At 70.6% G+C, this 17,073-nt stretch carries 18 protein-coding genes and 1 pseudogene; 7 read left to right on the top strand and 12 right to left on the bottom strand.

Annotation, left to right across the window (positions count from 1 at the left end; genetic code table 11):
• The 5 genes and pseudogenes from QWZ14_RS11305 to QWZ14_RS11285 all read left to right on the top strand — a co-directional run.
• Window positions 1-394: pseudogene (locus QWZ14_RS11305) on the top strand (hypothetical protein); the annotation flags it as partial.
• Window positions 395-527: 133 nt separating this feature from the next.
• On the top strand, window positions 528-1,733 hold the full coding sequence (locus tag QWZ14_RS11300) for an acyl-CoA dehydrogenase (protein WP_290316763.1): 1,206 nt from the start codon (window positions 528-530) through the stop codon (window positions 1,731-1,733).
• 33 nt (window positions 1,734-1,766) lie between these two features.
• A complete protein-coding gene (locus QWZ14_RS11295) occupies window positions 1,767-2,189 on the top strand; it encodes a DUF2721 domain-containing protein (RefSeq protein WP_290316762.1) in 423 nt (140 codons plus the stop codon).
• Window positions 2,173-3,447, top strand: a complete 1,275-nt coding sequence (locus QWZ14_RS11290; RefSeq protein WP_290316761.1) for a class I SAM-dependent RNA methyltransferase — start codon at window positions 2,173-2,175, stop codon at window positions 3,445-3,447. The genes QWZ14_RS11295 and QWZ14_RS11290 overlap by 17 nt, the downstream gene beginning before the upstream one ends.
• A gap of 74 nt (window positions 3,448-3,521) precedes the next feature.
• Window positions 3,522-4,508 (top strand): MBL fold metallo-hydrolase, encoded by a 987-nt coding sequence (locus QWZ14_RS11285; RefSeq protein ID WP_290316759.1) that lies wholly within the window; start codon window positions 3,522-3,524, stop codon window positions 4,506-4,508.
• Window positions 4,509-4,520: 12 nt separating this feature from the next.
• Here the strand turns inward: QWZ14_RS11285 and QWZ14_RS11280 are convergent, their stop codons facing one another.
• The 9 genes from QWZ14_RS11280 to QWZ14_RS11240 form a co-directional block, all read right to left on the bottom strand.
• Complete coding sequence (locus QWZ14_RS11280; protein WP_290316758.1) at window positions 4,521-5,912, bottom strand: amidase; 1,392 nt, start codon at window positions 5,910-5,912, stop codon at window positions 4,521-4,523.
• Window positions 5,913-5,999: 87 nt separating this feature from the next.
• Complete coding sequence (locus tag QWZ14_RS11275) at window positions 6,000-6,383, bottom strand: HesB/IscA family protein (protein WP_290316757.1); 384 nt, start codon at window positions 6,381-6,383, stop codon at window positions 6,000-6,002.
• 13 nt (window positions 6,384-6,396) lie between these two features.
• Window positions 6,397-6,792 (bottom strand): SUF system Fe-S cluster assembly protein, encoded by a 396-nt coding sequence (locus tag QWZ14_RS11270; protein WP_408903666.1) that lies wholly within the window; start codon window positions 6,790-6,792, stop codon window positions 6,397-6,399.
• On the bottom strand, window positions 6,761-7,228 hold the full coding sequence (gene sufU / locus QWZ14_RS11265) for a Fe-S cluster assembly sulfur transfer protein SufU (RefSeq protein ID WP_290316754.1): 468 nt from the start codon (window positions 7,226-7,228) through the stop codon (window positions 6,761-6,763). The genes QWZ14_RS11270 and sufU overlap by 32 nt, the downstream gene beginning before the upstream one ends.
• A complete protein-coding gene (locus QWZ14_RS11260; protein WP_290316753.1) occupies window positions 7,228-8,457 on the bottom strand; it encodes an aminotransferase class V-fold PLP-dependent enzyme in 1,230 nt (409 codons plus the stop codon). Before QWZ14_RS11260 ends, sufU begins: the two co-directional genes overlap by 1 nt.
• Entirely contained in the window at window positions 8,454-9,743 is a 1,290-nt protein-coding gene (gene sufD, locus QWZ14_RS11255; RefSeq protein WP_290316752.1) for a Fe-S cluster assembly protein SufD, read from the bottom strand. Before sufD ends, QWZ14_RS11260 begins: the two co-directional genes overlap by 4 nt.
• Window positions 9,740-10,486, bottom strand: a complete 747-nt coding sequence (sufC, locus tag QWZ14_RS11250; protein ID WP_290316751.1) for a Fe-S cluster assembly ATPase SufC — start codon at window positions 10,484-10,486, stop codon at window positions 9,740-9,742. Before sufC ends, sufD begins: the two co-directional genes overlap by 4 nt.
• Window positions 10,487-10,523: 37 nt before the next feature.
• Complete coding sequence (sufB, locus tag QWZ14_RS11245; RefSeq protein ID WP_290316750.1) at window positions 10,524-12,023, bottom strand: Fe-S cluster assembly protein SufB; 1,500 nt, start codon at window positions 12,021-12,023, stop codon at window positions 10,524-10,526.
• A gap of 8 nt (window positions 12,024-12,031) precedes the next feature.
• The gene (locus QWZ14_RS11240; protein WP_290316749.1) at window positions 12,032-12,493 is read right to left on the bottom strand and encodes an SUF system Fe-S cluster assembly regulator; all 462 of its coding nucleotides are present in this window, start codon (window positions 12,491-12,493) and stop codon (window positions 12,032-12,034) included.
• 112 nt (window positions 12,494-12,605) lie between these two features.
• Here QWZ14_RS11240 and QWZ14_RS11235 point away from each other — a divergent pair, with 112 nt between their 5' ends.
• Window positions 12,606-13,496, top strand: coding sequence for an alpha/beta fold hydrolase (locus QWZ14_RS11235; protein WP_290316748.1), 891 nt, complete (start codon window positions 12,606-12,608; stop codon window positions 13,494-13,496).
• Between the two features lie 18 nt (window positions 13,497-13,514).
• On the opposite strand, the gene QWZ14_RS11230 is transcribed toward QWZ14_RS11235, so the two are convergent.
• Genes QWZ14_RS11230 through QWZ14_RS11220 form a run of 3 tightly spaced genes read right to left on the bottom strand, consistent with a single transcriptional unit; the run spans window position 13,515 to window position 16,025 of the window.
• A complete protein-coding gene (locus QWZ14_RS11230) occupies window positions 13,515-14,465 on the bottom strand; it encodes an ABC transporter substrate-binding protein (RefSeq protein ID WP_290316747.1) in 951 nt (316 codons plus the stop codon).
• A 10-nt stretch (window positions 14,466-14,475) separates the two neighbouring features.
• Window positions 14,476-15,240, bottom strand: a complete 765-nt coding sequence (locus QWZ14_RS11225; RefSeq protein ID WP_290316746.1) for an ABC transporter permease — start codon at window positions 15,238-15,240, stop codon at window positions 14,476-14,478.
• Window positions 15,237-16,025: an ABC transporter ATP-binding protein gene (locus QWZ14_RS11220; protein ID WP_290316745.1), complete on the bottom strand. Its 789-nt coding sequence runs from the start codon at window positions 16,023-16,025 to the stop codon at window positions 15,237-15,239. Before QWZ14_RS11220 ends, QWZ14_RS11225 begins: the two co-directional genes overlap by 4 nt.
• Window positions 16,026-16,164: 139 nt before the next feature.
• Between QWZ14_RS11220 and QWZ14_RS11215 the strand changes: the two genes are divergently transcribed.
• Window positions 16,165-17,070: an SDR family NAD(P)-dependent oxidoreductase gene (locus QWZ14_RS11215; RefSeq protein ID WP_290316744.1), complete on the top strand. Its 906-nt coding sequence runs from the start codon at window positions 16,165-16,167 to the stop codon at window positions 17,068-17,070.
• Window positions 17,071-17,073: the final 3 nt, after the last annotated feature.

Raw genomic sequence — 17,073 nt, 5'->3', positions numbered from 1 at the left:
GCGGCCGCCGGTGGCGGAACGCCCGGCCCGGCCGGCCCGCGGCGAGAGGCCCGAGCGTGGCGAGCGGCCCGAGCGGTCGCGCGGACGCGACCGTGACCGCACGCCGGTCACCCCGCGCGAGGAACGCCCGCGTGCCGCCGAGGACCGGGCCGCGCCGCGCGAACAGCCGCGCGAGGAGCGCGGCTGGGACCGGCCGCAGCCGGACCGCTTCGCCGAGCGCCCCGAGCGCAGCTGGGACCGCGACGCCCCGCGCCGCCGCGACCGCGACCGCGACGACCTCGGGCCCGTGGTGCAGGGCTTCGGCGATGCCGTGCCGGCCTTCATGCTGATCCCCATCCCCCGCCCGCGGCGGGATGCGACCCCCGAGCCGGAGGCCGAGGCCGAAGCGGCCTAGGTCTCCCGGCCTCCGCGCCTCGCCGGCATATCGGACCCGCGCCGCTCCGGCGGTTGCGGGATCCGGCTGGCCGCGCCATCTGTTCGCCCGCAAGCCCCGCCGCCGGGGCCCACGAAGCCCCGAGGAGCCAGCCATGAACGTGATGAACCCCGCCCCGAAGCGCAGCATGGCCACCTTCAAGTGGGAAGACGCCCTGCTGCTGGACGACCAGCTCACCGAGGATGAGCGCATGATCCGCGAGGCGGCGCATGACTTCTGCCAGGAGAAGCTGCTGCCCCGCGTCCTCATGGCCAACCGGCACGAGAAATTCGACCGCGAGATCATGAACGAGTTCGGCGAGATGGGCTTCCTCGGCGCCACTCTCGAAGGCTACGGCTGCGCCGGCGTCTCCTATGTCGCCTACGGGCTGATGGCGCGCGAGGTCGAGCGGGTCGACAGCGGCTACCGCAGCGCCTTCTCGGTGCAGTCGAGCCTGGTGATGTTCCCGATCCACGCCTTCGGCTCCGAGGCGCAGAAGGAGAAGTACCTGCCGAAGCTGCGGACCGGCGAATGGGTGGGCTGCTTCGGCCTGACCGAGCCGGATGCCGGCTCCGACCCCTCCTCGATGCGCACGCGCGCCAAGAAGGTCGACGGCGGCTACCTCGTCAGCGGCTCCAAGACCTGGATCACCAATGCGCCGATCGCCGATGTCGCCGTGGTCTGGGCCAAGGACGACGAGGGCATCCTGCGCGGCTTCATCCTCGACCGCGGCATGAAGGGCCTGACCTTCCCCAAGATCGAGGGCAAGTTCAGCCTGCGCGCCTCGACCACCGGCATGATCATGATGGACGAGGTCTTCGTCCCCGAGGAGAACCGGCTGCCGCTGGTGAAGTCGCTGAACGGCCCCTTCTCCTGCCTCAACCGCGCCCGCTACGGCATCGCCTGGGGCTCGCTCGGCGCCGCCGAGTTCTGCTTCCACGCGGCCCGCGAATACACCATGAACCGCAAGATGTTCGGCCGGCCGCTGGCGCAGACCCAGCTCATCCAGAAGAAGCTGGCCGACATGGAGACCGAGATCACCCTCGGGCTGCAGGCGGTGCTGCGGGTCGGCCGGCTGTTCGACGAAGGCAAGGTGGCGCCGGAGATGATCTCCCTGGTCAAGCGCAACAACTGCGGCAAGTCGCTGGATATCGCCCGGATGTCGCGCGACATGCATGGCGGCAACGGCATCGTGGACGAGTACCACGTGATCCGCCACGTCATGAACCTCGAGACGGTGAACACCTACGAGGGCACGCACGACGTCCATGCGCTCATCATCGGCCGCGCCATCACCGGGCTGAACGCCTTCGGGGGCTAGGCGGCCGTCCTGCCCGGCCTGGCGATGTTCGGGGTGGAGGATGTCGCGGAAATCGAGCGGGCGATCCAGGCGGCGATCGCCCCCGCCTTCCTCCTCACCGGCATCTTCAGCCTGCTGAACGTGCTGACCGGGCGCCTCGGCCGGTTGATCGACCGCGAACGGGCCATCCGCAACGGCCTCTCGCCGCCGTTGCGGGGCGAGCTGAAGCGCCTCGCGCAGCGGGCGCGCTGCCTGCACCATGCGATCGGCGCCTCGGTCACGGCGGCGATCCTGCTCTGCGGGCTGATCGTCGCCGCCTTCGGCGGGGTCTTCCTCGGCCTCAGGGTCGCCTGGGTGCTGGCGCTGCTGCTGGTGGCCGCCATGCTGGCGATGGTGGCGGCGCTGGGCCTCTTCCTGGCCGAGGTCCGCCTCGCCTCCGCCCATTTGCCCCTGGAGCATGATGTCGGACCTGCTTGAACTTACCGTCGACCAGATGGGCGCGGCCGGCGACGGCACCGCCCGCCACGACGGCGGCCCGGTCTTCCTGCCGCAGACCCTGCCCGGCGAGGTTGTGCGCGCCCGCATCATCGGCAAGCGCGGCGAGGCCCGGGTGGCCCAGGCCGAGGGCTGGCTCACCGAGAGCCCCGACCGCGTCGCCCCGCCCTGCGTGCATTTCCCCACCTGCGGCGGCTGCGTGCTGCAGCACTGGGCCCCTGCCCCCTATGCCGAATGGAAGCGCGCCCGGCTGGTCGAGGCGCTGGCCCGCGCCGGCTTCGAGGACGCCCCGGTGGCCGAGCTGGTGGCAACCCCGCGCAACTGCCGCCAGCGCGCCGACTTCGGCCTGGAGCGCCTCCCCGACGGGCGGGTGAACATCGGCTTCCACCAGCGCGGCACCACGGCGCTGGTGCCGATGCGGGAATGCCACGTGCTGCTGCCGGCGCTGGTGGCGCTGCTGCCGGCGCTGGCCGAGACGCTGCAGCACCTGGAGGGCCTCCGCCGGCTCGGCTCGGCGGTGATCAACATGCTCAGCAGCGGGCCGGACATATTGCTGCGGACCGACGCGCCGCTGACCATGCCGGACCGCCGCGCCCTGGCGGCGCTGGCGACCCGCGTCGGCATCCCGCGCATCGCCTGGGCCGGCAAGGGCGCCGGGGCCGAGGTCGCGGCGCAGATCGGCGCGGTGCGGCATCTGCTCTCGGGTACCGAGGTGGTGCCGGCGCCGGGCGCCTTCCTGCAGGCCAGCGCCCCGGGCGAGGCGGCGATCATCGCCGCCATGCTGGCCGGGCTGCCGAAGAAGCTGCTCGGCCGCGGCAATATCGCCGACCTCTATGCCGGCATCGGCACGCTCAGCATCCCGCTGGCGGCGCGCGGGCGCGTCACTGCCTTCGAGAGCCTGCCGGATGCGGTCGCGGCGCTGGCCTGCGCCGCCGGCAAGGGCGGGGTGAAGGTCCATGCGGTGAAGCGCGACCTCGACCGGCAGCCGCTGGCCGGGCCGGACCTCAAGGATTTCGCCGCCGTCGTGCTGGACCCGCCCTATGCCGGCGCCGCCGAGCAGGTCGGGCTGCTGGCCAGGGCCGGGGTGCCGGCCATCGTCTACGTCTCCTGCAATCCGGCGGCGCTGGCCAAGGATACGAAATCCCTGCACGCGGCCGGCTACCGGGTGGTGGCGGCGACGCCGGTGGACCAGTTCCTCTGGTCGCCGCACCTCGAGGCGGTGGTCGCCTTCGCCCGGTGACGATGCGGCCGGAATAACTTGATTGCGCCGGCATCCTCCCCACCAATAGGGCGATGAACCGGAGCCTTGCCGCAATGATCCCTGCCAGCCGCCGCCTTGCCCTGGGCAGCCTCGCCACCGCTCTCGCCGCGCCGGCCCTGCTCCGTGGCGCTGCCGCCCAGACCGCGCCGGCCGCCGCCGCCGCTTCGCCGCAGGCGCCGGGCTTCTACCGCTTCAAGGTCGGCGGCTTCACCGTCACCACGGTGCATGACGGGTCCTTCACCCGGCCGATCGAGGCCTTCGTCCGCAATGCCCCGCTGGCCGACGTGCAGGCGGTGCTGGCGGCGCAGTTCCTGCCGACCGACAGCTTCCGCATCCCCTTCACCGTCACCTTCGTCCAGACCCCGACCAAGCTGGTGGTCTTCGACAGCGGCAACGGCATCACCCCGCCGAATGCGACCAATGGCAAGATGATCGGCAACATGGCGGCCGCGGGCATCGATCCGGCCAAGGTCGACGCGGTCATCCTCAGCCACTTCCACGGCGACCACGTGAACGGCCTGCTCGGCGCCGACAATGCCGCGGCCTTCCCGAATGCCGAGATCTTCCTGCCGGAGGCCGAGATCGCCTGGTTCGGCGACACGGCCAACGAAAGCCGCAGCCCCGAGGGCCAGCGCGGCAATTTCGCCAATAGCGCCCGCCGCCTGGCGCCTTATGCCGGCAAGATCACCCGCCTCAAGGCGGGTGCCGAGCCGGTGCCGGGCATCACCGCCATCGATGCCTTCGGCCATACCCCCGGCCATACCATCTACCGGATCGCCGACGGCGGCGCCCAGGCGGTCTTCATGGCCGACGTGACCAACCGCCCCGAGCTCTTTGCGGCCCGGCCGGGCTACCACGCGGTCTTCGACTTCGACGCCGACAGGGCCGAGGCGACCCGGCGCAAGGTGCTGGACATGGTCTCGACCGACCGCATCCGCACCACCGGCTACCACTTCCCCTTCCCCGCCAATGGCTACTTCGCCAAGGACGGCGGCGGCTACCGCTACGTCCCCGCGGATTGGTCGAGCGCGGTGATCTGAGGCCCGGCCGGGTCAGCCGACGACCGGCGCCACCGTCGCCTGCACCCAGCGGGCCACGGCGGTGACCGCCGCATCCGCATGTGGCTGGCCCATGAGCTGGATGCCCAGCGGCATCCCGCCCACCGCGGCCAGCGGCACCGTCACCACCGGCGCGCCGAGCGCCGAGCTCGGCGTGTTGTAGACGGCATCGCCGGTGGGCCGCTTGGCCAGCGGCTGCCCCGGGACATCCCCGGCCCAGAGCGGCGCCGGGCCCGGCGAGGCCGGGGCGATCAGCGCCTCCGCCAGCGGGGCGAGCGCCGCGTGCCGCCGGCGCAGCTCCTCGCGCTGCAGGATCAGCATCCGGTAGTCCTCCGGAGACATCGCCTCGGCCAGGGCGACGACGCCGCGGGCGCGCTGGCTGACGCCCTCCGGCTGCTGCGCGATGAGGTTGCGCAGGGCCCAGTGGTTCTCCCAGGCGGTGATGCCGTTGGTCAGCGCCTGCACGCCTTCCAGCGACCGCTCGAAGGCCTGCAGCAGCGGGTGGTCGCCGCGTCGCAGCACCGTGACGCCCTGGGCGCGCAGCCGGTCGAGCAGGGTCTCGAAGACGGTGCGGCTGGCCGCGTCCAGCAGCGCCCAGCCCTCGGCCTCCAGCACCGCCAGCGTCGCCGGGGGGCGGGCCGGCGGCGGCGTCGCCGGGCCGAACAGGCCGAGCCGGCCGGGATCGCCGCCGGCACGGCGGGCGATCTCGATCGCCACCTGCCACATGTCCTCGAGGCAGCCGGCATGCGGGCCATGGGTGCTCATGCTGGTGGCCTGGCGCTCGCCGCGGTTGATGCCGCCCTGGGTCGGCTTCAGCGCGACATTGCCGCAATAGCCGGCGGGGCGGATGATCGAGCCGCCGACCTGGGTGCCGATGGCGACCGGCACCATGCGCGCGCCCACCGCTGCGGCCGAGCCGGAGGAGGAGCCGCCGGGCGTGCGGGCGGGATCGAAGGGGTTGGTGGTCGGCCCGGGATGGCTGCCGCCGAGCTCGGCCGTCACGGTCTTGCCGAGGATGACGGCCCCGGCCTCGCGCAGCGCCCAGACGGCGGCGTTGTCGCGGCGGGGGAAATTGCCCTCATAGGCCGCGCAGCCCATCTGCGTCGGCATGTCGCGGGTCTCGAGCAGGTCCTTGATGCCGACCGGCATGCCGTCGATCGGCGAGAGCGGCCGGCCGGACCGCCAGCGCGCGGTGCTGGCATCGGCGGCTTCGCGCGCGCCGGCCTCGTTCAGCACCACCCAGGCGCGAACGACCGGCTCGCGCGACGCGATGGTCTCGAGGCAACCCTCGAGGTAGCCGCGCGGCGTGGCGGTGCCGGCCGCGAAGCCCGGCACCGCGTCATGCCAGGTGAGGGCGCGGAATTCCCGCGGCGAATAATGGGTCATGATGCGCTGCGCTCCGTCCGGCGGAGCGCCAGTCAATCGCGCTGCCCGGCGCTTGTCCAGGCAGCCGGCCGCCCGGATGTGGGCGACTCAGACGTGGAAGCTCTCGCCGCAGCCGCAGCGGCCCTTCTCGTTCGGGTTGGTGAAGGTGAAGCCGGCCGACATGGCCTTCTGCTCGTAGTCCATCACCGTGCCGATCAGGAACAGGCTGGCCTTGCTGTCGACCAGCACGGTCACGCCCTTGTCCGTCACGCTCTCGTCGCCCTTCTGCGGCCCGTCGACCCAGGTGAGGTCGTAGGAGAGGCCGGAACAGCCCTTGGTCTTGACGCCGATGCGCAGCAGGCGGCCCTCGCCCCCCGCCTCGTACAGCCGACGCAGGCGCTCGGCGGCGCCTTCGGTCAGCTGCATCAGCGGCGGCAAGGCCCGGCGGGTGCGGGCGGGGGTCTGGCCAGGGGGGTCAATTGTCGTGCTCATGGTGCGGCCTCCCTCAATACATGTTCATGGCGAGCTTGGCGTCCTCGCTCATCCGGCCCTGGTCCCAGGGCGGATCCCAGACCACCTCGACCGTCACGTCGGTCACGCCAGGTACCAGGCGAACGCTTTCCTCGACCTGCGCCGGCAGCTCCTGCGCCGAGGGGCAGGAGGGCGTGGTCAGGGTCATCTCGACCTTGACCTTGCCGTCATCCTCGATCTCGACGGCGTAGATCAGGCCGAGCTCGTAGATGTCGATCGGGATTTCCGGGTCGAAGACGGTCTTCAGTACGCTGATGATGGCGTCCTCGCTGACCTTCTGCGCCGGCGGCGGGGTCTCGCCCTCGGGGGTCCAGGCGCCATGGGTCACGGCGATATCCTCACTCACTGCTCGCCTCCTTGCTGCCGCCATCGAGGGCGGCATTCAGCGTGTGCCAGGCGAGGGTCGCGCATTTCACCCGGCTCGGGAATTCATGCACGCCCGAGAGCGGCTGCAGCCGCTCCATCTCATCGGCGAGCGAGGCGCCGCAATCCGGGCAGGTGCCGGTCATCGCTAGCGCCCGGAAGCCCTCGCCGAGCTTATGCGCCTCGGCCGCCGACTTGCCCTTGACGGTCTCGGTCATCAAGGATGCGCTGGCCATGGAGATGGCGCAACCGCGGCCCTCGAAGGCGGCATCGGCGATGCTGCCGTCGGGCGCCAGCTTCAGGAACAGCTCCATCCGGTCGCCGCACATCGGGTTGTCGCCCTTTGCGCTGCGGTCGGCATCCTGCAGCCGCCGCAGGTTCCGCGGCTTGCGGCCGTGGTCGAGGATGACTTCCTGGTAGAGGTCGCGCAGGTCATCGAACATCAGGAGAAGAACTCCCTCGCCTTGGTCAGTGCTTCCGCCAGGTAGTCGATCTCGGCCTCGGTGGTGTAGAGGCCGAAGGAGGCGCGGCAGGTGCCGCCCTCGACGCCGAAGCGGGCGTGCAGCGGCTCGGCGCAGTGCCGACCGGCCCGCACCGCGATGCCGGCGCGGTCGAGCAGCGTCGCCAGGTCGTGCGCATGGGCATTGTCGAGGCCGAAGGCGAAGACGCCGCCGCGGTCCTGCGCCGCGCCGAGCAGCGACAGCCCGTCGATGTCGGACAACCGCCGCATGGCATGGTCGACCAGGGTGCGTTCATGCGCCTCGACCGCCGGCATGCCGATGGCGGTCACGTAGTCGATCGCCGCATGCAGGCCGACGGCCTCGACGATCGGCGGCGTGCCGGCCTCGAATTTCGCCGGCGGCTCGGCCCAGGTGGTGCGCTCGAAGCTGACCGAGGCGATCATGTCGCCGCCGCCAAGGAAGGGCGGCATGCGCTCCTGGTGCTCCAGCCGGGCCCAGAGCACGCCGATGCCGGTCGGGCCGTAGAGCTTGTGGCCGGTGAAGACGTAGAAGTCGGCGCCGAGCGCCTGCATGTCGACCTTGCGGTGCACCACCGCCTGGCTGCCGTCGAACAGCACCTTGGCGCCGGCGGCATGGGCCATGGCAACGATGCGCTCGGCCGGCACGACGGTGCCGAGCACGTTCGACATATGGGCGATCGAGACCAGCCCGACCTTGCCGTCGGCCAGCTTGGCCGCGAGATCCTCCATGTCGAGCTCGCCGCTGTCGGTGACGCGGCAGACCCGCAGCTCGATGCCCCGGCCGTCGTCCCGCAGCATCTGCCAGGGGACGATGTTGGCGTGGTGCTCGAGCTCGCTGATCAACACCGCCTGGCCCGGCCGCATCACGCCGCGGCCCCAGCTATGGGCGACGAGGTTGATGGCGGCGGTGCTGTTGCCGGTGAAGATCACCTCGCGCGGATCGGCCGCGTTGAGGAAGCGGGCGACGGCGGCGCGGGCGGCCTCGTAGTCGGCGGTCGCGGCCTCGCTGAGCTGGTAGGCGCCGCGATGCACGTTGGCATAGCGCTCCTCCATGCTGCGGACCATGGCCTGCACCACGGCACGCGGCTTCTGCGCCGAGGCGCCGCTGTCGAGGAAGACCAGCGGCTTGCCGCGGACCATGCTGCCGAGGATGGGGAAGTCCTGGCGGATGCGGGCGACGTCGAAGCTCATGCCGCCGGCTCCCACCAGCCGCTGACGGCGGCTTCCAGCGCGGCGCGGCTGGTCGCATCGGCGACGCCCTCGATCGCCTCGGCGAGGAAGGCCTGCACCAGCATGGACCGCGCCGCTTCCTCCGGGATGCCGCGGGCGCGGAGGTAGAACAGCTGCTCCGCATCCAGCGCGCCGACGGTCGCGCCATGGCTGCACTTCACGTCGTCGGCATAGATCTCGAGCTGCGGCTTGCTGTCGATCTCGGCGTCCGGGCTGAGCAGCAGCGCCTGGTTCATCTGGTAGCCGTCGGTGCGCTGGGCAACCTGGTGGACGTGGATCTTGCCCTGGAAGACGCCGCGCGACTTGCCCGAGAGCACCGTCTTGTAGGTCTGCCGGCTGGCGCAATCCGGCGCCGCATGGTCGAGGAAGGTGGTGGTATCCGCGTGCTGGCCGTGGCGCAGCAGCTGCGCGCCGTTCATGTGGCAGGTGGCGCGGGGGCCGGCGAGGGTGACGTGGATCTCGTTCCGCACCAGCCGGCCGCCGGCGTTGAGGGTGAAATTGTCGTAGGTGCCGCCGGCCTCGACCCGGGCATAGATGGTGCCGAGCTGGAACGCCTTGGCGCCTTCCTGCTGCACCCGGGTATGGGTCAGGGTCGCGCCCTCGGCGACCTCGATCTCGAAGACCGGGTTGTGCAGGTAGCGGGTTTCGGCGGGGCCGCGGGCGGATTCGACGATGGTCAGGCTGGCGCCCGCCTCCAGCCGGATCAGGTGGCGCGGATGGAAGGCGGCCGGGCGCTCGCTGCCGCTGGCGAAGGAGGCGAGCTCCAGCAGCCCGCCGGCGACGCCGGCCGGGACGGTGACCACCAGCCCGTCCTCGAAGAGCATGGTGTTCAGCGCGACCAGCGGCTCCTCCTGCGGCCGCGCCAAGCTGCCGAGCCGCCCCTCGAGCTGAGGCAGCCGCTGCGCCAGGCCGTCGACGGCGAATTCGGCGCTGCCGAGGGTCGAGGCATCCTCGCGGAAACGGCCATCGACGAAGACGGCGCGGCGGTCGCACAGCGGCGCCGGCAGGTCGGCGGAATCGCCGAGGATGCTCAGCGCCTCATCGAAGCCAGCGTCGGAGACGGGGCGGAGGTCGGTGTACTTCCAGGCCTCGACCCGGCGGGTCGGGAAGCCGGCGCTGCGGAAGCGCGTGGCGGCGTCCTCGCGCAGGGCCTGCACCCAGGGCATGCGGGTGCCGGGCAGCCGCGCCCGCAGCCCGTCGAAGCGGTGCAGGAAGCCCTCGGCGCCGCTGTTCACCGCGGCGTTCATGCCGCCGCCTGGACGGAGGCATAGCCGGTCGCCTCCAGCTCCTTCGCCAGCTCGGGCCCGCCACTTTTGACGATGCGGCCGGCCATCAGCACATGCACCCGGTCCGGCACGATGTAGTCGAGCAGGCGCTGGTAGTGGGTGATGACGAGGGAGGAGAATTCCGGCGCCCGCAGCGCGTTCACGCCATCGGCCACGATCTTCAGCGCATCGATGTCGAGGCCGCTGTCGGTTTCGTCGAGGATGGCGAGCTTCGGGCGCAGCAACGCCATCTGCAGCACCTCGTTGCGCTTCTTCTCGCCGCCGGAGAAGCCGACGTTGACGCCGCGCTTCAGCATCTCCTCCGACATCTGCAGCTCCTTCAGCCGCGCGCGGGCCGCCTTCAGGAACTGCATGGCGTCGAGCTCGCCCTCGCCACGGGCGCGGCGCTGGGCGTTGAGCGCCGTGCGGAGGAAATTGGCATTGCCGACGCCGGGGAGTTCCACCGGATACTGGAAGGCCAAGAACACGCCGATCGCGGCGCGCTCCTCCGGCTCCAGGCCCAGCAGGTCGACGCCGTTGAAGTGGGCGGTGCCGCCGGTGACCTCGTAGCCGTCGCGGCCGGCGAGCACGTAGGACAGCGTGGACTTGCCGGAGCCGTTGGGGCCCATGATGGCATGGATCTCGCCATCGGGCACTTCCAGGTCGATCCCCTTGAGGATCGGCTTGCCCTCGACCTCGGCGGTCAGTCCTTCGATCTTCAGCATGGTATGGTCCTTGTTGGCCGCTGTTCCCCGTGGGGGATCAGCCGACCGATCCTTCGAGCGAAATCTGCAGTAGCTTCTGGGCCTCGACGGCGAACTCCATCGGCAGCTCCTTCAGCACCTCGCGGCAGAAGCCGTTGACGATGAGGCCGACCGCGTCTTCCTCCGACAGGCCGCGCTGGCGGCAGTAGAAGAGCTGGTCCTCGGCGATGCGACTGGTGGTCGCCTCATGCTCGACCTTGGCCGTCATGTTGCGGTTCTCGATGTAGGGCACGGTATGCGCACCGCACTGGTCGCCGATCAGCAGGCTGTCGCACTGGGTGTGGTTGCGCGCGCCCGAGGCGCTGGGCGCGACGCGGACCAGGCCACGATAAGTGTTCTGGCCCTTGCCGGCCGAGATGCCCTTGGAGACAATGGTCGAGGTGGTGCGCTTGCCGACATGGATCATCTTGGTCCCGGTATCGGCCTGCTGGTGGTTGTTGGTGATGGCCACCGAGTAGAACTCGCCGACGCTGTCATCGCCCAGCAGCACGCAGGAGGGGTACTTCCAGGTGATGGCCGAGCCGGTCTCGACCTGGGTCCAGCTCACCTTGGACCGCGCGCCGCGGCACTGCGCCCGCTTGGTGACGAAGTTGTAGATGCCGCCGCGCCCCTCGGCATCGCCGGGGTACCAGTTCTGCACCGTGCTGTACTTGATCTGCGCGTCGTCCATCGCCACCAGCTCGACCACCGCGGCATGCAGCTGGTTCTCGTCGCGCATCGGCGCGGTGCAGCCCTCGAGGTAGGAGACGACCGCGCCCTCGTCGGCGATGATCAGCGTCCGCTCGAACTGCCCCGTGCTCTTCGCATTGATGCGGAAGTAGGTGGAAAGCTCCATCGGGCAGCGGACGCCCTTCGGGATATAGACGAAGCTGCCATCGGTGAAGACCGCGCTGTTCAGCGCCGCGTAGTAGTTGTCGCCCTGCGGAACCACGCTGCCGAGGTACTGGCGCACCAGCTCGGGGTATTCATGCACCGCCTCGGAGATGGCGCAGAAGATGATGCCGTCCTTGGCCAGCCGCGCCTTGTAGGAGGTGGCGACCGAGACGCTGTCGAAGACCGCATCGACCGCGATGGGCATGCGCCCGCCCTCGGAGGGGCTGTCGCCGGCGCCCTCGACCCCGGCCAGGATCGCCTGCTCCTTCAGCGGGATGCCGAGCTTGGCATAGGTCTTCAGCAGCTCGGGGTCGACCTCGTCGAGCGACTTCGGGCCGGACTTCACCTTGGGCGCCGCATAGTAGTAGGCGTCCTGGAAATCGATCTTCGGATACTTCACCGAAGGCCAGGTCGGCTCGTCCATCTTCAGCCAGGTGGCATAGGCCTTCAACCGCCAGTCGAGCAGCCATTGCGGCTCATTCTTCTTGGCGGAGATGAAGCGGACGATGTCCTCGTTGAGCCCCTTGGGGGCGAAGTCCATCTCGATGTCGGTCGAGAAGCCCCACTTGTAGGTGCCCTCGGTAACGGACTGGACGGTGTCGAGTGTCTCGGCAACTGCGGGCATTGGGTTTCCTACTCGGCGACGAGTTGGGCGAGCATGGTGGCGGGGCGGCGGCGGGGAACGCCGGCGAGATCGGCGAGGGTGATGCCGGAGAGCGCCCGGCGGATCGCATCGTTCACCGGGTCCCAGCGGCCGCGGACGGCACAGATGCCCTCGGCTTCGCAACTGCCAAGCCCGCCATCGACGCAGGCGGTCAGGGCGATGGGGCCGTCGATGGCGACGATCACCTCGGAGAGCGGCACATCCTCCAGCGGCCGGGTCAGGCGATAGCCGCCCCGGGCGCCGCGGAGGCCTTCGACCAGGCCGGCCTGCCCGAGGCTCTTCAGCACCTTGGATACGGTCGGCTCGGCGATGCCGGTCGCCAGGGCCAAGCCGGGCGCGGTCTGCACCTGGCCATCCGGCAGGGCGCCATCCCGCGCCAGGCGCGCCATGACGACCACGGCGTAATCGGTCAGTTTCGAGAGCCTCAGCACGGTGTTTTCCTCACCGCGTCTAAATAGGACCAATGGGGTCCCCTTTGAAGCCCCCCCTCGCCCAAATCGGCGTGCCGGGGCTAGGCTCCGCCCCCGAGGGGGACCCTGGACCATGCCGACCATCACCACCGCCGACGGCGTCGCGCTGCAGTACGAGGAGGCCGGGACCGGCACGCCGCTGGTCTTCGTCCATGAATTCGCCGGCGACGCCCGCGCCTGGGAACCGCAGCTGCGCTTCTTCGCCCGGCGCTACCGCTGCATCGCCTTCAACGCCCGGGGCTACCCGCCCTCCGCCGTGCCGCACGAGCCCTCAGCCTATTCCCAGGACCGGGCGACCGACGACATCGCCGAGGTGATCCAGCAGCTCGGCCTGGCGCCGGCGCATGTGGTGGGGCTCTCCATGGGCGCCTTCGCCACCCTGCACCTCGGCCTCCGCTACCCCCACCTCGCCCGCAGCCTGACCGCCGCCGGCGTCGGCTACGGCGCCCAGCCGGGCAAGCAGGCCCAGTTCCGCGCCGAGGTCGATGCGACCGCCGACCGGATCGCCGCCGAGGGCATGTGGAAGATGGCGCGCACCTACGGCCGCGGCCCGACCCGGCTGGTCTTCGAGGAGAAGGACCCGCGCGGCTACGCCGAGTTCATGTCCCAGCTGTCGGAACACGACACCGACGGCGCGGTGCTGACCATGCGCGGCTGCCAGCGCGAGCGCCCCAGCCTGTTCGAGCTGGAAGCCGGCTTCCGCGCCATGAAGCTGCCGACCCTGGTGATCTGCGGCGATGAGGACGACCCGACCCTGGAGCCGGGGCTGTTCCTCAAGCGCACCATCAGCACCAGCGCCCTGCTGGTCATGCCGCGCTGCGGCCACACCATGAACCTCGAGGACCCCGACGCCTTCAACCGCGCCGTGCTCGACTTCATCACCTGGGTCGATGCCGGCCGCTGGTGGGAGCGCAACCCGGAGACGCTGGCAGGCAGCATCATCGCGGGCAAGCCGAAGGACTAGCCGGGGGAGGCGCGCGCGTCAGATCCTCACCCGGTCCGGCGCCGCGGCCCGCAGCGGGTCGGCCCAGATCACCTGGGCCGGCGTCACCTCCTTGGCCAGCCGGCCCATGCCGCGGAGCTGGTCGATCGCCAGCTGAACGTTGGCGACCGAATCAGCGGTGAGGTCGAGCGGGTAGCGCACCTTGGTCATCAGCTCCGTCATCAGCCCGCGGTCCTGGCGCAGGAAGCGGGCGACCTGCTGGGAGGCCTCGACCTTGTTTCCGTCGATGAACTCGGTCGCCTGCACCAGGGCGCGGAGGAAGCGGGTGGTGGCCTCCCGGTTCGCCTCGGCCCAGGCCTTGTTCATGTAGATGAAGTTGCGGACGATCTGGATGTTCTCGTTGTTGAGCAGGATCTTCGTCCCCGGGATGGCCCGCAGCGCCCGCGTCGGCCAGGGCTCCCAGACCGCGAAGGCGTCGATGTTGCCGCGCTCCAGCGCCGCCACCATCTCCGGCGCCTCGACGTTCACGATGGTGTAGTCGGCCGGGTCCAGCCCCTGCTTGGCGATGACCGAGAGCCAGAAGGTCTCGCTGCCGGTGCCGCGGGCGACGCCGACCTTCTTGCCCTTCAGCGCCGCCATGCTCTCGACGTTGCGGCCGATGACGCTGATCCAGCGCAGCAGGGCGGTGCCCTCGGCCACCACCACCACGTTGGGGTCGCGGAGATGGGCGGAGACACCGGCCTGCTCGGCGCCGAAGGCGGCGTTCACCTGGTCGCCGATCAGGAAGGCGACCATGGCGCTGCCGGAGGGGCCGGTGTTCACCGTGACGTCGAGGCCGTTGCGGGCGAAGAAGCCGCCCTCGCGGCCGACGTAGAAGGGCGCGAAGGACGGGTCGACGCCGGTCGCGATGGTCATCCTGATGCTGGCCTGGGCGCGTGCCGGGAGGGCGGCGAGCAGGGCGGGGGCGGCGAGCAGGCTGCGGCGGTGCATGGGCGGCTCCTCACATGGTCGGGTTGTAGCGCCCGGCGAAGGCGCGGATCAGCAGGCGGAAGGCGCGGTCGGTGGCGAAGCCGAGCAGGCCGAGGGTGACGAGGGCGACGAAGATGTCCTCGATCTGCATGAAGAGCCGGGCATCCCAGAGCATCTTGCCCAGGCCGTCGTTGCTGGCGACGAGCTCGGCCGCGACGATGGTGACGAAGGAATTCGCCATCGCCAGCCGCATGCCGGTCAGGATGAAGGGCACCGTCGCCGGCAGCGCCACCAGCGCGAAGACCTGCGTGCGGGATGCGCCCAGGCATTGCGCCGCGCGGATCTTGTCCGGCGTCACCGCGCCGACGCCGGCGGCGGTCGCGATGATGATGACGAAGACGGTGGTATAGGCGATGAGGAAGACCTTGCTCTCCTCGCCGATGCCGAACCAGATGACCGAGACGGTGATCATCGCCACCGCCGGGATGAAGCGGAAGAACTCGGTCCAGGGCTCGAGCAGCAGCCGCACCCAGCGGAAGCTGCCGATGGCGAGGCCTGCCGGGATGCCGATGGCGCTGCCGAGCAGGAAGCCCTGCAGGATGCGGCGCAGGCTGGCGAGGACGCTCTCTTGCAGCAGCCCGTCCTCGAGCAGCACCCAGCCGCGCTCCAGCACCGGCCATGGCGGCGGGAACAGCGTCGAGCGCACCAGCAGCACCGCCGCCAGGTGCCAGACCAGGAACAGCAGGGCGAAGCCCGCGAGGTAGCCGAGGAGGGTGGTCGCGCCGTCGCGGTTCATGCGTCGATCTCCGCCCGCGCCGGCGGCGCGACGATCTCGGCGTGGATGAGCGCATGCACCTGGCGGAACACCGCCATGAAGCCGTCCGAGGTGCGGTCCCGCGGGAAGGGCAGGTCCACCGGGATCACCGCCTTCAGGGTGCCGCCCGGGCCCCGCGTCATCACCGCGACCCGGGTCGAGAGCGCCACCGCCTCCTCGATGTCGTGGGTGATGAAGAGCACGGTCTTCCGCGTCTCCGCCCAGATGCGGGTGAGCTCGCCCTGCAGGGTGGCGCGGGTCATCGCGTCCAGCGCGCCGAAGGGCTCGTCCATCAGCAGGATGCGGGGGTCGGCGGCCAGCGCCCGGGCGATCTGGATGCGCTGCTTCATGCCGCCGGAAAGCTCGGCCGGGTGCTTGGCCCCCTGCCCCTCCAGCCCAACCATGGCCAGGAAATGCCCGGCCCGCGCCCGCCTCTCCCGCTTCGGCACGCCGCGCAGCCGGAGGCCGAAGCCGATGTTGTCGAGCGCGCTCAGCCAATCATACAGGCTGTCGTGGCCCTGGAAGACCACGCCGCGCTCGGCGCCGGGGCCGCGCACCGGAATGCCGTCCAGCAGGATGCGGCCGGTGGTCGGCGCCTCGAAGCCGGCCAGCAGGTTCAGCACCGTGGTCTTGCCGCAACCGGAGGTGCCGAGCAGGCAGGTGAACTCCCCCTCCGCCAGGTCGAGGGTGAAATCGCGGACCGCTTCCCAGGACCCGGTGCGGCCTCGGAATGTCTTGCCCACCGCTTCCAGCGTGACCAGTGCCAAGCGCCATCCCCCATCCAGCGCCACCGGGTATGCAGCGGCGCCGCCCATGGGGCAACCGCCCCGCCCGCCCCGGCTTCACCTTTGCGCCGGGCGGGTCTAGGAATGACCAACACCACTGGAGAGGAAACATCAGATGGGCATGCTGGATGGTAAGGTCGCCGTCGTCACCGGCTCGGGCGGCGGCATCGGCCGCGAGATCGCGCTGCACATGGCGCAGGCCGGCGCCAAGGTCATCATCAACGACATCGGCGCCTCGCTGACCGGCGAGGGCCTCTCGGCCACCCCGGCGCAGCAGACCAAGGCGATCATCGAGCAGCGCGGCGGCGCCGCCGAGATCAACACCGACAGCGTCTCCTCCTGGGACGGCGCCGGCAAGATCGTGCAGTCGGCGATGGACCACTTCGGCCGCATCGACATCGTCGTGAACAACGCCGGCATCCTGCGCGACCAGATCTTCCACCGGATGTCGCAGGAGGAATGGGACGCGGTCATCGGGGTCCACCTGAACGGCAGCTTCTACGTCTCCCGCCACGCGGCGACGCATTTCCGCAAGCAGGAGAGCGGCAGCTACGTCCACATCACCTCGACCTCCGGCCTGATCGGCAATTTCGGCCAGGCGAATTACTCGGCGGCCAAGCTCGGCATCGCCGCGCTGTCGAAGTCGATCGCCCTCGACATGAAGCGCTACAACGTCCGCTCCAACTGCCTCGCGCCCTTCGCCTGGTCGCGCATGACCAGCTCGATCCCGGCCGAGACCCCGGAGCAGAAGGCGCGCGTCGAGAAGATCATGCGCATGGGCCCGGAGAAGAACGCCCCGCTCGCGGTCTTCCTCGCCTCCGACGCCGCCAAGGAGGTGAACGGCCAGATCTTCGGCCCCCGCATGAACGAGCTGTTCCTGTTCAGCCAGAACCGGCCGATCCGCGGCATCCACGCCGCCGAGGGCTGGACGCCCGAGAGCCTCGCCGAGCACGCCCTGCCGGCGTTGAAGAGCTTCTTCGTGCCGCTGGAGCGCTCGGGCGACATCTTCTCCTGGGATCCGCTCTAAGCC

This window comes from Paeniroseomonas aquatica, assembly GCF_030409335.1.
Classification (GTDB): domain Bacteria; phylum Pseudomonadota; class Alphaproteobacteria; order Acetobacterales; family Acetobacteraceae; genus Belnapia; species Belnapia aquatica.
This window is presented reverse-complemented; position numbering and strand designations above follow the sequence as displayed.

Excerpts from the sequence above, each read along its gene's own strand:
- QWZ14_RS11300 (WP_290316763.1), top strand. The coding sequence starts at position 528 with ATGAACGTGATGAACCCCGCCCCGAAGCGCAGCATGGCCACCTTCAAG.
- QWZ14_RS11290 (WP_290316761.1), top strand. The coding sequence starts at position 2,173 with ATGTCGGACCTGCTTGAACTTACCGTCGACCAGATGGGCGCGGCCGGC.
- QWZ14_RS11285 (WP_290316759.1), top strand. The coding sequence starts at position 3,522 with ATGATCCCTGCCAGCCGCCGCCTTGCCCTGGGCAGCCTCGCCACCGCT.
- QWZ14_RS11280 (WP_290316758.1), bottom strand. The coding sequence starts at position 5,912 with ATGACCCATTATTCGCCGCGGGAATTCCGCGCCCTCACCTGGCATGAC.
- QWZ14_RS11275 (WP_290316757.1), bottom strand. The coding sequence starts at position 6,383 with ATGAGCACGACAATTGACCCCCCTGGCCAGACCCCCGCCCGCACCCGC.
- QWZ14_RS11270 (WP_408903666.1), bottom strand. The coding sequence starts at position 6,792 with ATGGCGGCAGCAAGGAGGCGAGCAGTGAGTGAGGATATCGCCGTGACC.
- sufU (WP_290316754.1), bottom strand. The coding sequence starts at position 7,228 with ATGTTCGATGACCTGCGCGACCTCTACCAGGAAGTCATCCTCGACCAC.
- QWZ14_RS11260 (WP_290316753.1), bottom strand. The coding sequence starts at position 8,457 with ATGAGCTTCGACGTCGCCCGCATCCGCCAGGACTTCCCCATCCTCGGC.
- sufD (WP_290316752.1), bottom strand. The coding sequence starts at position 9,743 with ATGAACGCCGCGGTGAACAGCGGCGCCGAGGGCTTCCTGCACCGCTTC.
- sufC (WP_290316751.1), bottom strand. The coding sequence starts at position 10,486 with ATGCTGAAGATCGAAGGACTGACCGCCGAGGTCGAGGGCAAGCCGATC.
- sufB (WP_290316750.1), bottom strand. The coding sequence starts at position 12,023 with ATGCCCGCAGTTGCCGAGACACTCGACACCGTCCAGTCCGTTACCGAG.
- QWZ14_RS11235 (WP_290316748.1), top strand. The coding sequence starts at position 12,606 with ATGCCGACCATCACCACCGCCGACGGCGTCGCGCTGCAGTACGAGGAG.
- QWZ14_RS11230 (WP_290316747.1), bottom strand. The coding sequence starts at position 14,465 with ATGCACCGCCGCAGCCTGCTCGCCGCCCCCGCCCTGCTCGCCGCCCTC.
- QWZ14_RS11225 (WP_290316746.1), bottom strand. The coding sequence starts at position 15,240 with ATGAACCGCGACGGCGCGACCACCCTCCTCGGCTACCTCGCGGGCTTC.
- QWZ14_RS11215 (WP_290316744.1), top strand. The coding sequence starts at position 16,165 with ATGCTGGATGGTAAGGTCGCCGTCGTCACCGGCTCGGGCGGCGGCATC.